This is a genomic window from Bradyrhizobium sp. Kon69, assembly GCF_055807515.1.
This window is the reverse complement of record NZ_JBVVOS010000003.1, coordinates 80,868-95,269: the sequence shown is the minus strand read 5'-3', so window position 1 is coordinate 95,269 and position 14,402 is coordinate 80,868. Positions and strand designations below refer to the sequence as shown.

At 65.5% G+C, this 14,402-nt stretch carries 16 protein-coding genes; 9 read left to right on the top strand and 7 right to left on the bottom strand.

Annotated features, from left to right (window positions below; genetic code table 11):
* Window positions 1-125 precede the first annotated feature (125 nt).
* From AC0L3U_RS04820 to AC0L3U_RS04810, 3 genes are all read left to right on the top strand, one after another.
* Window positions 126-905: a TSUP family transporter gene (locus AC0L3U_RS04820; protein WP_473262614.1), complete on the top strand. Its 780-nt coding sequence runs from the start codon at window positions 126-128 to the stop codon at window positions 903-905.
* Complete coding sequence (locus AC0L3U_RS04815; RefSeq protein WP_027565358.1) at window positions 902-1,132, top strand: hypothetical protein; 231 nt, start codon at window positions 902-904, stop codon at window positions 1,130-1,132. The genes AC0L3U_RS04820 and AC0L3U_RS04815 overlap by 4 nt, the downstream gene beginning before the upstream one ends.
* Before the next feature lie 260 nt (window positions 1,133-1,392).
* Complete coding sequence (locus AC0L3U_RS04810) at window positions 1,393-2,088, top strand: glutathione S-transferase family protein (protein WP_473360889.1); 696 nt, start codon at window positions 1,393-1,395, stop codon at window positions 2,086-2,088.
* A gap of 65 nt (window positions 2,089-2,153) precedes the next feature.
* On the opposite strand, the gene AC0L3U_RS04805 is transcribed toward AC0L3U_RS04810, so the two are convergent.
* On the bottom strand, window positions 2,154-2,366 hold the full coding sequence (locus AC0L3U_RS04805) for a cysteine-rich CWC family protein (RefSeq protein ID WP_473360888.1): 213 nt from the start codon (window positions 2,364-2,366) through the stop codon (window positions 2,154-2,156).
* Window positions 2,367-2,480: 114 nt separating this feature from the next.
* Between AC0L3U_RS04805 and AC0L3U_RS04800 the strand changes: the two genes are divergently transcribed.
* The 3 genes from AC0L3U_RS04800 to hmuQ all read left to right on the top strand — a co-directional run bounded on the left by AC0L3U_RS04800 (window position 2,481) and on the right by hmuQ (window position 5,692).
* The gene (locus AC0L3U_RS04800) at window positions 2,481-4,070 is read left to right on the top strand and encodes a DUF1800 domain-containing protein (RefSeq protein WP_473360887.1); all 1,590 of its coding nucleotides are present in this window, start codon (window positions 2,481-2,483) and stop codon (window positions 4,068-4,070) included.
* A gap of 2 nt (window positions 4,071-4,072) precedes the next feature.
* Complete coding sequence (locus tag AC0L3U_RS04795) at window positions 4,073-5,290, top strand: DUF1501 domain-containing protein (RefSeq protein WP_473361102.1); 1,218 nt, start codon at window positions 4,073-4,075, stop codon at window positions 5,288-5,290.
* Window positions 5,291-5,368: 78 nt separating this feature from the next.
* Window positions 5,369-5,692 (top strand): heme-degrading protein HmuQ, encoded by a 324-nt coding sequence (gene hmuQ, locus AC0L3U_RS04790; protein WP_473360886.1) that lies wholly within the window; start codon window positions 5,369-5,371, stop codon window positions 5,690-5,692.
* Window positions 5,693-5,710: 18 nt separating this feature from the next.
* Here hmuQ and AC0L3U_RS04785 read toward each other — a convergent pair whose 3' ends face one another.
* From AC0L3U_RS04785 to AC0L3U_RS04760, 6 genes are all read right to left on the bottom strand, one after another.
* Window positions 5,711-6,652, bottom strand: coding sequence for an aldo/keto reductase (locus tag AC0L3U_RS04785; protein WP_473360885.1), 942 nt, complete (start codon window positions 6,650-6,652; stop codon window positions 5,711-5,713).
* A 261-nt stretch (window positions 6,653-6,913) separates the two neighbouring features.
* On the bottom strand, window positions 6,914-7,369 hold the full coding sequence (locus AC0L3U_RS04780; RefSeq protein ID WP_473360884.1) for a GNAT family N-acetyltransferase: 456 nt from the start codon (window positions 7,367-7,369) through the stop codon (window positions 6,914-6,916).
* A gap of 66 nt (window positions 7,370-7,435) precedes the next feature.
* Window positions 7,436-8,248 carry a PAS-domain containing protein gene (locus tag AC0L3U_RS04775; RefSeq protein ID WP_473360883.1) on the bottom strand — a complete coding sequence of 271 codons (813 nt, stop codon included), beginning with the start codon at window positions 8,246-8,248 and terminating at the stop codon, window positions 7,436-7,438.
* A 129-nt stretch (window positions 8,249-8,377) separates the two neighbouring features.
* Window positions 8,378-8,572 (bottom strand): hypothetical protein, encoded by a 195-nt coding sequence (locus AC0L3U_RS04770; RefSeq protein WP_473361112.1) that lies wholly within the window; start codon window positions 8,570-8,572, stop codon window positions 8,378-8,380.
* Between the two features lie 37 nt (window positions 8,573-8,609).
* Window positions 8,610-8,786, bottom strand: coding sequence for a hypothetical protein (locus AC0L3U_RS04765; RefSeq protein ID WP_473360882.1), 177 nt, complete (start codon window positions 8,784-8,786; stop codon window positions 8,610-8,612).
* Between the two features lie 155 nt (window positions 8,787-8,941).
* Window positions 8,942-9,592 (bottom strand): glutathione S-transferase family protein, encoded by a 651-nt coding sequence (locus AC0L3U_RS04760; RefSeq protein ID WP_007596746.1) that lies wholly within the window; start codon window positions 9,590-9,592, stop codon window positions 8,942-8,944.
* Window positions 9,593-10,115: 523 nt separating this feature from the next.
* Between AC0L3U_RS04760 and AC0L3U_RS04755 the strand changes: the two genes are divergently transcribed.
* The 3 genes from AC0L3U_RS04755 to AC0L3U_RS04745 all read left to right on the top strand — a co-directional run bounded on the left by AC0L3U_RS04755 (window position 10,116) and on the right by AC0L3U_RS04745 (window position 14,292).
* Complete coding sequence (locus tag AC0L3U_RS04755) at window positions 10,116-11,318, top strand: pyridoxal phosphate-dependent aminotransferase (RefSeq protein WP_007596745.1); 1,203 nt, start codon at window positions 10,116-10,118, stop codon at window positions 11,316-11,318.
* 293 nt (window positions 11,319-11,611) lie between these two features.
* Complete coding sequence (locus AC0L3U_RS04750) at window positions 11,612-12,091, top strand: DUF992 domain-containing protein (RefSeq protein ID WP_473360881.1); 480 nt, start codon at window positions 11,612-11,614, stop codon at window positions 12,089-12,091.
* Window positions 12,092-12,243: 152 nt separating this feature from the next.
* On the top strand, window positions 12,244-14,292 hold the full coding sequence (locus AC0L3U_RS04745) for an elongation factor G (protein ID WP_456767784.1): 2,049 nt from the start codon (window positions 12,244-12,246) through the stop codon (window positions 14,290-14,292).
* Window positions 14,293-14,402 lie beyond the last annotated feature (110 nt).

Below are 14,402 nucleotides of genomic sequence, written 5' to 3'. Positions count from 1 at the left end.
CTCTCCGCGAGTCCCACTGCTGGTTCCCTTGCGGAGACACCCCTCACCCCACCCTCTCCCCGCAAGCGGGGCGAGGGAGTGAAGCGCCGTTGCGTCCCTTACACGCCACCACCGGAGAACGTCACGTGACGCCCATCATGATCGCTGCCCTTGGATTGCTGATGGTTGGCACCGCGTTCCTGTCGGGGCTGTTCGGCATGGCGGGCGGGCTGATCCTGATCGGCGTGCTGTTGGCCCTGATGCCGCTGCCGACTGCGATGGTGTTGCATGCGATCACGCAGATGGCCTCCAACGGCTGGCGCGCGTTTCTCTGGCGCGCGCATATCCGCTGGCGGCCGGTCGCGAACTATATGGTCGGCGCGGCCGTCGCGCTCGCGGCGTGGTCGCTCACCCGCTACGTGCCGGACAAGCCGGTCGCGCTGCTGCTGCTCGGCATCACGCCGTTCATGGCGCGGCTGCTGCCCGCCAACATCAAGCCGGATCCCGATCGACTCTGGCAAGGCACCGTCTATGGCACGATCTGCATGGGCCTCATGCTGATGACCGGCGTGTCGGGACCGCTGCTCGACACCTTTTTCCTCGGCGGCGATTTCGGCCGGCGCGAGAAGGTGGCGACCAAGGCGATGTGCCAGCTCGTCAGCCATTTCATCAAGCTGATCTATTTCGGCGGCGTGATCGACCAGGCGGCGACGCTCGATCCCGTGCTCGCGGCCGTCGCGATCGCAGCGTCGATGCTCGGCACCACGCTGGCGCGGCGCATCCTGGAAGCCATGACCGACCAGCAATTCGTGGCATGGTCGATGAAGCTGATCACCACCATCGCCTGCTACTACATTGCCTATGGCAGCTGGCTGCTGGTCCGCACGCCCGTGCTGGCTGCGTTCGACAAGGGAGGTTTGCAATGAGCGAGACTGCCGACCCGCTGGTGCTGGACTTCGTCGAATGGGTTGCGCGCGAGCCGCGCGCCTATGCCGAGGTGATCGCGACCTGGAAGACCTCGTGCCCGCGTCTCACCATCTGGGAAGACGCCGCCGACCGCGGCTATGTCGCGCGCGAGACGCTCCCCGGAATGGGGCTGATCATCGCGGTGACGGAGGACGGCGAGAAGCTGCTGCGCACCAACGGGCGCTGACGCGCTTCGCCGCACCCCCGTGCTCTCGCTGTCATCATCCGCGAAGGCGGATGATCCAGTAATCACCAGCGGTGGTTTGTCACACGACTGCCGCGGCGTACTGGATGCCCCGCCTTCGCGGGGCATGACAATGGAGGTTGATGCGGACAGCTCTCTCCACATCGTCATTGCGAGCGCAAGCGAAGCAATCCAGAATGTTTCCGCGGCGGCAGTCCTGCGTCGCTTCGCTCGCAATGATAGAATACGGGGAGACCCCTTTCATGTCGCTCAAACTGTTCGAACTCGTCGGCACCGATCCCTCGCGACCGTTCAGCCCGTTCTGCTGGCGCACGCGGATGGCGCTGGCGCACAAGGGCCTTTCGGCGGAGACGCTGCCCTGGCGCTTCACCGAGAAGAGCGCGATCGCGCCGCACGGCTCGGAGAAGGTTCCGGTGCTGCTGCATCACGACCAGCCGGTGGTCGATTCCTGGACGATCGCGACCTATCTCGAAGACAAGTTTCCGGACCGTCCGTCGCTGTTCGGCGGCGAGGGCGGCCGCGCCATGGCGCGCATGCTCAATGCCTGGGGTGACATCGCCATCGTCGGCGGCATCTTTCCGCTGATCATCGCCGACATCCCGAAGAATCTGGCCGAGGTCGACGCCGCCTATTTCCGCCAGTCGCGCGAGGCGCGTTTCGGCAAGAGTCTGGAAGAGGTGATGTCGAGCCGCGATGCCGGCGTGGTCGCCTTCCGCAAATCGATCGAGGTGATGCGGCAGACCCTGAAGAAGCAGCCCTTCATCGGCGGCGCTGCACCGAACTATGCCGATTACATCGTGTTCGGCGGTTTTCAGTGGGCGCGCGTGACGAGCCCGTTCAAGCTGCTCGAGGCGGACGACCCGGTCTACACCTGGCGCGAAAAGCTGCTGGATGCCTTCGACGGCATGGCGCGGAAATCGCCGGGGCATGCTGTCTGAGCCTGGTAGCCCGGATGGAGCGCAGCGCAATCCGGGAAGGTCGCAATGCGTGGTACGAACCCGGATTACGCTTGCGCTCCATCCGGGCTACGCACCGCCGCCGCTTCGCGCAAACACGCCCGGCACAGGCAATCCTCGCCCTTGACCGGCATCGGTAGCCGCGCCGTTTCTTCCGCGCACCAGCACGTGCCTGAGAGGTCGCAGCCGAACTCGGCGCCGCAACGGGAGCAGGCGAGGCGGCGCGGTTCCTGCACCGGAAGTTCTTGCGGATTTGTCATGATTTGCGCAAAAGCTGTGCTGTCATTTTCATGCCGGGTTCATCTCCCGCTGCGGTATATTACGCCTCGCGCACGTATCAGGAAAGCGGTTGGCAACGCGCGAAGGACACATCGATGGCCCGCGATTCCCAAGCCGCGCTCGTCGCGCTCAACCGTTTCGGCTTCGGCGCCCGCGGCGGCGCATCCGGCGATCTCATCAACGCGGCCTCCGATCCTCGCGGTTTTGTGAAGGCGGAACTCGCCCGTCCCGACGCTGTGCTGCTGGAGGCGCCAGGCCTGCAATCCACGCCGCAGCTCGGGCAGGCCGTGTTCGCCTATCAGGATCAGGTCAAGCAGGCGCGCGAGGCCGCCGCCAAAGCCGGCGCGCCGATCGAGACGCCGTCGCAAGTGCCGGCCGATCAGAAGCCCGGACCGCGCCGCAATCTCTCGCTGAACGCCGTGGCAACCGAGATCGCCGGCCAGATGGTCGAGGCGAAACCTACTGACAAGAAGCCTGCTGACAACAAGCCGGCGGACAATATGGCCAAGCCGGACAGCATGCAGCCCAACGCGGCCGCGCCGGCTGCCGCAAAACCCGCCCCGCAGCCGCTCAACGTCATCCAAAAGACCTTTCGCGCCGAGGCGTTGGCGCGGTTGCAGCGCGCGACCTTGGTCGAGTGCGGCTTCACCGAACGTCTGGTCGTGTTCTGGTCCAACCATTTCTGCATCTCCGCGACCAAGGGCGAGCTGGCGCGGATATGGGCTGGCGCGTTCGAGCGCGAGGCGATCAGGCCGCACGTGCTCGGGCGCTTTTCCGACATGCTGAAAGCGGTGGAGCAGCATCCGGCGATGCTGTTCTTCCTCGACAACCAGCAATCGCTCGGACCGGACTCGCGCGCGGGCCAGAATCGCAAGCGCGGCCTGAACGAAAATCTCGCGCGCGAGATCATGGAGCTGCATACGCTTGGCGTCGGCGGCGGCTACACGCAGGACGACGTCACCTCGCTCGCGCGCATCATCACCGGCTGGACCTTTGCCGGCCGGCAGGGACAGCTGGGAGCGCCTGGTTCGTTCGTATTCAACGTCAATGCGCACCAGCCCGGGCCGCAAATGCTGCTCGGCAAGGCCTACGAGCCGACCGGGCTTGCGCAAGGCGAGGCTGCGCTCGCCGACATCGCACGCCATCCCTCGACCGCGAATTTCATCCCCACCAAATTCGTCCGACATTTTGTCGCCGACGATCCGCCGCCGGCGCTGGTGGCGCGATTGCGCGATGTCTTCATCAAGACCGACGGGGATCTCAAGGCGCTCGCAACCGCACTGGTCGATTCCGACGAGCCGTGGAAGGCGCCGCTGACCAAGATGCGGAGCCCCTATGATTTCCTGGTCGCGAGCGGCCGGCTGCTCGCGCGCGTGCCGGAGGATCCCGGCGCCTATCTCAACAACCTCAATCTGCTGGGCCAGCCGCTGTGGTCGCCGGCCGGCCCGAATGGTTTTCCCGATACCAGCGCCGCCTGGGCTGCGCCCGAAGGCATCAAGCTCCGGCTCGACATCGCCGCGCAAATGGGCGCGCGGCTCGGGCCCAACATCGATCCGCTCGATCTGTTGGAATTTGCCGCCGCAGATGCGGCCTCGATCGAAACGCGGCGCACCATCGAGCGGGCGGAGTCGCGGCAGCAGGCGCTGGCGCTGCTGTTGATGTCGCCGGAAATGCAGAGGAGATGATGATGATCGACTGCGTCGAGAACCGGCTCCTCACCTCGCGCCGCGCCCTCCTGCTCGGCGGCGCCTCCTTCGCGGCGTGGGCCTATCTGCCGAAATTCGCCCGCGCGGCGGACGGCCGCGATCCCCGGCTGATCGTGGTGATCCTGCGCGGCGCGCTTGACGGCCTTTCGACCGTCGCGCCGATCGGCGATCCCGATTATGCCGGCCTGCACGGCGCGATCGCGCTCACGGCGGACGGTGCCCATCCCGCGACCATGCTTGATAATTTCTTTGCGCTGCATCCGGCGATGCCTGAGTTCGCACGCATGTATCGCGATAGGCACGCCGCGGTGATCCACGCGGTGGCGACGCCCTATCGCGACCGCTCGCATTTCGACGGCCAGGACGTGCTCGAAAGCGGCTACGCCGGCCCGGGGCGCGTGCAATCCGGCTGGCTCAACCGCGCGCTGGAGGCGCTGCCGCGCGGCGAGCGGGTGTCGAGTGCTCTTGCCGTCGGCCCGACCACGCCGCTGGTGCTGCGCGGCAATGCGCCGACCGTCGGCTGGGCGCCGGTGGCGCTGCCGCAAGCCGATGACGACACCGCGATGCGTCTGGTCGAGCTCTATCGTCACCGCGATCCCGCGCTGGCGGCCGTGCTGTCGCAAGGCCTTGCGCTAGAAAAGGCCGCGAGCGGCGACGACATGAAGCCGAAGCCGGGCAATGCGGTCGCGCAGATGCGGCAGGTCGCGCGCGGCGCCGCAAAACTGATGGCGTCCGACGACGGCCCGCGCATCGCGGCGCTCGCGTTCGACGGCTGGGACACGCACGCCAATGAAGGCGGGCCAGTCGGTCGTCTCGCCTTCCTGCTCGGCGGGCTCGACGGTGCGCTCGCCGAATTCGAAGGCGACCTAGGCGAGCGCTGGCGCGACACCGTCGTCGTGGTCGCCACCGAATTCGGCCGCACCGCGCGCATCAACGGCACCGACGGCACCGATCACGGCACGGGAACGATCGCGCTGCTCGCCGGCGGCGCGGTGAAGGGCGGCCGCGTCATCGCCGACTGGCCCGGCCTCAAGCCCGCCAACCTCTTCGAGGCCCGCGATCTCAAACCCACCACCGATCTGCGCTCCGTGATTAAAGGCGTGCTGCAGGGCCAGTTCGGCCTGTCCGATCGCGTGCTGGCCGAAACGGTGTTTCCGGATAGCGCAAGCGCACGTCCGATGAAGGGGCTGGTTGCTTAACTGCGATTCCGGGTCCGCGCCTTGCGGCGCGTTCCGGAATGACGACATGATCAGCCGAACATCAGGAGACCATCACCCATGTACATCGCCATGAATCGCTTCCGCGTCGCCAAGGGCTCGGAGTCCGCCTTCGAGCAGGTCTGGCTTTCGCGCGATACTCATTTGGACAAGGTGCCGGGTTTCGTCGAGTTTCATCTGCTGCGCGGCCCCGACCTTGAGGACCACACGCTGTACGCCTCGCACACGGTTTGGGCGAACCATGCGGCGTTCGAGGCCTGGACCAAATCGGATGCTTTTCGTGCCGCGCATGCGCGGGCCGGCGACACCAAGCCGACCTATCTCGGCCATCCCCAGTTCGAGGGCTTCGAGGTGATGCAGACGGTGGGGCGCGGCGCCAAGTAGAGCGCGACGCCGCAAAGATCAGCCCAGCGTGATCTTGTCGATCTCCGCCATCTCCTCCGCACTGAGCTTCCACGCAATCGCCTTCACGTTCTCCTCGACCTGCGCGACGCGGGTGGCGCCGGCAATCACGCTCGACACTTGCGGGCGCGTGGCGAGCCAGGAGAAGGCGAGCTCGAGCATGCTGTGGCCGCGCGCTTTCGCGAATGCCGTGAGCTTCTCGACGATGTCCTCGTTGCGCGGCGTGACGTAGCGGTCGCGCAACGCCGGTACCTTGCCGAAGCGCGTATCGGTCGGGGCGGCCGCGCCGCGCTGGTACTTGCCGGTGAGGAGCCCGCTTGCGAGCGGGAAGAACGGCAGGAGGCCCAGCTTGTACTCCTGTGCGGCCGGCAGCAGGTCCTTTTCGATGTCGCGCACCAGCAGGCTGTATTCATCCTGGCAGGAGACGAAGCGGCTGACATTCATCGCGCGCGCGGTGAACTCGGCTTCCGCCAGGCGCCAGGCCGGAAAGTTGGAATTGCCGATGTAGCGCACCTTGCCCTGACGGATGAGATCGTCGAGCGCGCGCAGCGTCTCCTCCATCGGCGTCAGCGGGTCGTAATCGTGCTGCTGATAAAGATCGATGTAGTCGGTCTTGAGCCGCGTCAGGCTCGCCTCGACTGCGTTCATGATGTAGCGGCGCGAAGCGCCCTGCTTGGTTCCGTCGGTCGCCATCGGCTTGGAAAATTTGGTGGCGAGCACGATGTCCTTGCGTCGGTCGCCGAGCACGGTGCCGAGCACTGTTTCCGAACCGCCCATGCCGGCATAGATGTCGGCGGTGTCGAACAGCGTGATGCCGAGATCGAGCGCGCGATGGATCACCTTGCGCGAGGTCTCCAAATCCGTGCGCTGGCCGAAATTGTTGCAGCCGAGGCCGACCGCAGACACGCGCAGGCCGGAGGCGCCGAGATTACGAATTTCCATGGGAGATCCCTGTCGGAGATGGCAGGCGCGTATTGTGACTGCGGCGCGCCGCCGCAGCAAGCCGCGCGCCGCGTTGCTGCCATGCCGACAGGAGCTGCCGACAAAAAAATGCGGCCCCTGTCAGACGCGGCGACTGACGGGGACCGCTTTGGGGCGCTTGATCGGTGACGGGGGGCTGACCAGACGCAGCTGCAGCCTAGTCCCGCTATGTTACGCGCGGGTGACAGGCAAAGTTATCCACAGGCGTCGCGATCGCGAGGATCAGAAGATCTTGCGATAGACGATGAACCCGGAACGCTCGGCGACCTTGTCGTACAGGCGCTGCGCCGTGACGTTGGTCTCATGCGTCTGCCAGTACACGCGCGGGGAGCCGGCGAGCTTTGCACGCTCGTAGACGCCGTGGATCAGCGCCGAGCCGACACCCTTGCCGCGTGCGGCCTCGGTCGTGAACAGGTCCTGCAGATAGCAGGACGGCTCCATCGCGGTGGTGCTGCGGTGAAACAGGTAATTCGTCATCCCGAGCAGGCGGCCGTCGCTCTCGGCGACCAATCCGTGCACCGGCTCATAGGCATCAAAAAAGCGCTGCCATGTCACGCGCGTGATGTCGGGCGAGAGCGCGGTCGGGCCGGAGCGGCCGTAGAAGGCGTTGTAGCCGTCCCACAGCGGCAGCCATTGTTCGTAGTCCTGCCTGGTGACGGAGCGAATGGTGAGCGACATATGAAATTCCCGCGAGCGATGAGGCGTCCTTCATACGTGATGAGGGGCGTGCCGATCAATCGCGCATCACTCCGCCACGCGCAGATACCGGATCAGCTTGCGGCCCGCGGGATCGCGCAGTGAGCGGTAGTAGTCGGCGCGGGACGGCGCATCGGTGTGGCGCACGAGGTCGGTCACGGGCGTGTAGCTCAGCATGCGCCCGCCATCGGGCAGCGTGGCACAGACGAAGCGCAACACTTCGCCATTGCGCAAGGCGATGTTGATCGGCGTGGTATCGCCGATCCGCACCATCTCCATGCGCTGTGCGATGAAGGTGCCGAGCTCGTCCTCGGGCAATTCGAACGCGCCGGTGTCGCGACCGTGATACATCAGGGCGATGAACGGCGGCTTGCCGTCGGCGATGTCGTCCGACACCGCAAAATAATCGCGGAACGCCCGGTTGATGAATTCGGCGCGCGTCTCGGCGTCGAGCAGTACGATGCCGATATCGACCTGGTCGAGCGCGGCCGACAGCCGCGCGGCGATGGCGTGGCTCCGACGTTCGGCGGCAAACGTGCCGAGCAGCCGCTGGCGCATCAGGCCGGTGATGCCTGCGGTGCCCGCGGCCGTCGCGGCCAGGACGCCGAACCGGATCATATCCGCCGTGGTCAGGCCTGAAACGCCGTGCCGGTTGAGGAGCAGCAGTGCCGCGCCGATGACGGCGATGGCTGCGCTGGCGACGGCGGAAGCGGGACCCGACAGCGCGCCGGCGAGCGCCACGAGGCAGACGAGCAGCGGCGCGGGCGAGAGAGTGGGAACGAAGCGATCGAAAAACATCGCCAGCAGCAAAGTCGCTGCCGTCAGCGCCGGACCGGAGATTGCACGCCATCCCAACCGCATGGGCCTGTCTCGCTCCTCCCTGGACGAGGTAAGGCGGCAACACTGACCGAACATTGCGCCATTGCGATGCAGTTTCGCGCGGTGTCCTTAAGGTGCGCTTTGGCTCATGCGCAAAGCTTTCGGATGATTTTAGACCAAGTGCGCGTGCTTGAGAGTTTGTTGCAGCGCGGGCGCATTCAGCGTCGACGTCCCTTGGCCCTTGCGTGTGCCGACGAAGATCAACAGTGATGCCGCGACCAGGATGGCCGCGGTCAGGGTGATTGCAACGATGACCACGGGTGATTTCATCGAAATCCTGTCGCGATGCCGGTCGGTGCGGGCCACGCGGCGCCTTGAAGGCGGGTCCAGGATGAAGCGGGAATCAGACCGGCAGGCCCATCGCCATGGTCGCCTTGGTCGACAGCACCGTCAGGGTGACGATCAGGCACAGCGAGAACGCCGCGACGGCGAGCGAGGCCGCGACCGCGTTGGTCAGCCGGGAAGACGAAACGGTAGCAGGTGGGCCCTGAAAGCCTGCCGTGCCGGACGCCCGAATCATGGTCTAAATCCTTCAACGCGCGAGCGAATCACCCGCGACATCGAACAATTTCACTGTTGCAATCGGCAATATTGCGGCGGCCGATCAAGCGAAAATGGCGAGATTGCGGCAATGGTGACCCTTATGCCCGCTATTCGCCAGAGTGCGATCGCCCCTCAGGCGCCAGCGGCGATGCTGGCGGGGTCCTCGATGTCGGCTGGTCGCCAGTCCATTGCGACGAAGCCGGGGGCCGCTTCCACGCGCTTGAGCCAGTCCCGGATCGCCGGGAAGGTCGAGAGGTCGAAGTCGCAGCGGTCGGCGAGGTGGGTATAGCCGTACAGCGCGATGTCGGCGACCGTGAGCTGGCGGGCCGCGAAATAGGCGTTGGTCTTGAGGTGATTCTCCATCACCTGGAGCGCGCCATAGCCGCGCTCCATCCAGTCCTCCAGCGAATGCGTCTGGAGGTCGCGGCCGCCCCTCACCAGCGACAGCCAGAAATAGGCCGCGCCGATGTTCGGCTCCAGCGCGTGCTGCTCGAAGAACATCCATTGCAGCGCGTCGGCGCGATCGATGCGATTCTCCGGCGCGAGCGGCGTGCCGACGGCGACATACCAGAGAATGGCGTTGGACTCAGCGAGATAGCGATCGTCTCCGACCTCGAGCAGCGGCACCTGGCCTGACGGGTTCTTGGCCAGGAAGTCCGGGGTGCGGCTTTCGCCGCGCAGAATGTCCACCTCGACCGCTTCGTAAGGCAAGTTCAGCAGCGCCAGCGCAAGGCGGACCTTGTAGCTGTTGCCCGAGCGCTGCATCGAATAGAGCTTGTACATTCTGGGGATGATTCCGAACACGGGAGGGCGCGGCGCTTGTTGCCTCGCAACGCGGCTAAACAATGATGCCGATGCGAATCCGCCGCAAGACCCGGCCAATAGAAAAACTCGAAAACCCTACCGCATTGCAATGCGGCGGAAGATCATTTCCGTGCGACCATCCAACTCAGTTCACGCTTGCGTCAACGCGGCCGCATCGCTCGGAGCATTTGTGTGAGAAGGTCGAACGGTCGTGATCGCCTCGACCGCTGGTCTCTCGAGCGCCGAACTGCCGTCAGCTTCATGGGCGCCTTGAAGGGCGCAAAATTGCTCCGAGGACACGGCTTGTCGGATATGTGGGATTTGCCTGGCAAAGTTGCGGAAAATTGCGGAAAATCACGACTTGATGCGCGCCAGACACGTAAACTTTTGAGGGATCGAACCGAAGTTTCTTGCGGTGCAACGGCACTCGTTTTAGGGTGGCTCATTCCCACAATCGGAGTCGTGAAGCCAAAGGGTTCACGACGCTTGTCAGGAGATGACGATGTCCTTCCTTGCCGCTGCGCTCGACCGTGTGAAGCCGTCCGCGACCATCGCGGTCACGGATAAAGCACGTGCGCTGAAAGCGGCGGGCCGCAACGTCATCGGTCTTGGCGCCGGCGAGCCCGACTTCGACACGCCCGCCAACATCAAGCTGGCCGCGATCCACGCCATCGAAGCCGGCAAGACCAAGTACACCGCGGTCGACGGCATTCCCGAGTTGAAGGAAGCCATCATCGCCAAGTTTCAGCGCGAGAACGGCGTCGTCTACAAGGCGAACCAGATCATCGTCGGCACCGGCGGCAAGCAGGTGCTCTACAACGCGCTGATGGCAACCATCAATCCGGGCGACGAGGTGATCATCCCCGCGCCGTACTGGGTCAGCTATCCCGAGATGGTGGCGCTCGCCGGCGGCGAGCCGGTGCCGGTGGTCTGCACCGCCGCGACCGGCTTCAAGCTCCAGGCCGAGGCGCTGGAGCGCGCGATCACGCCGAAGACCAAATGGGTGATCCTGTGCTCGCCGTCGAATCCGACGGGAGCTGCCTACACCAGGACCGAGCTCAAGGCGCTCACCGACGTGCTGGTCAAGCATCCCCACGTCTGGGTCATGACCGACGATATGTACGAGCATCTCGTCTATGACGACTTCCAGTTCACCACGGTCGCGCAGGTCGAGCCGAAACTCTACGACCGCACGCTCACCGTGAACGGCGTGTCGAAGGCCTATTGCATGACCGGCTGGCGCATCGGCTATGCCGGCGGCCCGGCGCAGCTGATCAAGGCGATGTCGACGATCCAGTCGCAGTCGACCTCGAACCCGTCGTCGATTGCGCAATGGGCTGCGGTTGAGGCGCTGAACGGTCCGCAGGATTTCATTCCCGCCAACAACAAGGTCTTCAAGGAGCGCCGCGACCTCGTCGTCTCCATGCTTAACCAGGCCAAGGGCATCGAGTGCCCGCGTCCCGAGGGTGCCTTCTACGTCTATCCGTCCTGCGCCGGCACCATCGGCAAGACCGCGCCGTCGGGCAAGGTGATCGACAATGACGAGACGTTCGTCACGGAGCTCTTGGAGACCGAAGGCGTCGCCGTGGTGCAGGGTTCGGCCTTCGGCCTCGGGCCCGCGTTCCGCATCTCCTACGCGACCAAGACCTCGGACCTAGAAGACGCCTGCAAGCGCATCCAGCGCTTCTGCGGCAATCTTCGGTAAGGCACTCGTGACACGCGGTGTTCCCCTCTCCCCTTGTGGGAGAGGGTGGATCGCCGCGAAGCGGCGAGACGGGTGAGGGGTTCTCTCCGCACGTGATCCTCTCGCGACAACATTCGCGGAGATAACCCTCATCCGGCGCTTCGCGCCACCTTCTCCCACAAGGGGAGAAGGGAAGACAGCGTACCAATTCTCTGCGTTCGTTCTGGCACGCACAGAACTGTTGTGGCATAGACCACCGCGCGGCGTGTGCCGTGCTCTCTCTGCTCGCATCACATTCATCGCCGGAGACATTCATGCGCCGTTCACTCCTCCTCGCTGGGCTTGCCGCTGCGAGCCTCGTTGCCTCCGTTGCGGGCGCCAGCGCGCAGTCTCGGATGGTGCAGGTGGGCGTGCTCGAATGCCGCGGCGGCGCCAGCGTGGGCTTCATCGTGGGATCGGTGACCCATCTCGGCTGCGTGCTGCGAGTCGATGGTTTGCCGGACGACCGTTACGTCGCGACCATCCGCAAGGTGGGCCTGGATATCGGCATTACTCAGGAGACGGCTTTGGCGTGGGGCGTGTTCGCGCCGGTGAACCGGCTCGGACCGGGCGACCTCGCCGGCACCTATGCCGGTGCGCAGGGCAGCGCCTCGGTCGGTGTCGGCCTCGGCGGCAACGTGCTGGTCGGCGGCTCCAACAATTCGATCGCGCTCCAGCCGCTCAGCGTGCAGGGCCAGGTCGGCCTCAACGTCGCCGCCGGCCTCGAGAGCCTGGAACTCCGCCCGGGCCGTTAACAACTCCCGTGTGCGAATCCCGTCGCTCCGACGCGATTCCGGCAACGACGCACCGCAGCGACGTTTGATGCTTGCCAAATCTCGGGGACGGGCAGAGCATCGGCGTTTGCCGACCCAATCATGGGCCGAGCTCCACACCAAGGAGGCGGCGAATGGGACAAGACGTCAGAAGTCCCCGAGGTCCACGGTGCATCGCGCTGGTGGGCCCTTTCCAAAGCGGTAAAACCACACTTCTCGAAGCCATCATGGCACGAACCGGCGCAATCCCGCGCGCCGGCAGCGTCGACGCCGGTACCTCCGTCGGCGACGCCACGCCAGAGGCCCGTCATCACAAGATGACCGTCGGGCTGACTGCCGTCACCACGAGTTTCATGGGCGACAGCTACACCTTCCTCGATTGTCCCGGTTCCGTCGAATTTGCCCACGACATGCGCGCCGCGCTGCCCGCGGTCGATGCCGCAATCGTGGTCTGCGAAGCCGACGAGAAGAAGCTGCCGCAGCTTCAGATCATCCTGCGCGAGCTGGAGGAGCTGAAGATCCCGCGTTTCCTGTTCCTCAACAAGATCGACCGCGCCAACAAGCGCATCCGCGAGACGCTCGAGATGCTCCAGCCCGCCTCGCGCGTGCCGCTGGTGCTGCGCCAGATCCCGATCTGGAAGGACGAGCTGATCGAGGGCTTCGTCGATCTCGCGCTGGAGCGTGCGTTCATTTACCGCGAGCACAAGGCCTCCGAAGTCGTCGCGCTCCAAGGCGGCGATCTCGATCGCGAGAAGGAGGCCCGCTTCTCGATGCTGGAGAAGCTCGCCGATCACGACGATGCGCTGATGGAGCAGCTGCTCGAGGACATCCAGCCGCCGCGCGATGCCGTGTTCGACGATCTCGCCCGCGAATTGCGCGACGGGCTGATCTGCCCCGTGCTGCTCGGCGCCGCCGCACGCGAAAACGGCGTGCTGCGCTTGATGAAAGCGTTGCGCCACGAGGCGCCCGGTATCGCGGAGACCGCAAAGCGTCTCGGCGTTCCCGAGACCAGGGACGCCCTCGGCTTCGTCTTCAAGACGCTGCATTCGCAGCACGGCGGAAAGCTGTCGCTGACGCGGATGCTCGCCGGCCATCTCGACGACGGTGCCACGCTGCAATCCTCCTCCGGCGGGGCCAGCCGCATCTCCGGCATCCTCGCCGTCACCGGAGCCTACGACACCAAGCGTGCCGCGGCGGAGGCCGGCGACACGGTGGCGCTCGCCAAGCTCGACCCGATCAAGACCGGCGACACGGTCTCGAACGGCAAGACCCAGCCGGCAGCGCTCGCCGCCAGCGAGCCCACTCCGCCGGTGCTCGCGATCTCGGTTGCGGCCACCGACCGCAAGGACGACGTCAAGCTCGGCCAGGCGCTGATGCGGCTGCACGAGGAGGATCCATCGCTCGTCTTCGTGATGAATGCGCAGACCCACGACACTGTGCTGTGGGGACAGGGCGAGATGCATCTGCGCGTCGCGAGCGAGCGGCTGCGCGACCGTTTTGGCGTCAAGGTCGCCTCGCATCCACCCGCGATCGGCTATCAGGAAACCATCCGCAAGCCGATCGTCCAGCGCGGCCGCCACAAGAAGCAGTCCGGCGGCCATGGCCAGTTCGGCGACGTCGTGCTCGACATCAGGCCGCTGCCGCGCGGCGAGGGCTTCAAATTCGCCGAGAAGGTGGTCGGCGGTGCGGTGCCCCGCAACTATATCGGCGCGGTGGAAGAGGGCGTCGTCGACGGGCTTGCGCGTGGCCCGCTCGGTTTCCCGGTCACCGATTTGCAGGTGACGCTGACCGATGGCTCCTATCACAGCGTCGATTCCTCCGATCTCGCCTTTCGCACGGCGGCGCGGGTCGGGCTCAACGAAGGCCTGCCGCAATGCCAGTCGGTGCTGCTGGAGCCGATCCACGTGGTCGAGATCGTCTGCCCGACCGACGCCACCGCCAAGATCAACGCGATCCTGTCGGCACGGCGCGGCCAGATCCTCGGCTTCGACACCCGCGACGGTTGGAGCGGATGGGACTGCGTCCGCGCCATGATGCCGGAAGCCGAGATCGGCGAGTTGATCGTCGAATTGCGTTCGGCCACGGCAGGCGCCGGCAGCTTCACCCGCCAGTTCGACCACATGGCCGAAGTCACGGGCCGCGCCGCCGACCAGATCATCGCAGCGCATCAGCACGCGGCGTGATCGGTCTGCCGAAGTAAGGGACGCAACCGCTCTCTCGCACCCTCTCCCCGTTCTTTACGGGGAGAGGGTGGGGTGAGGGGCTGCCTCCGCGAGTGCGATCTAAATCGTAG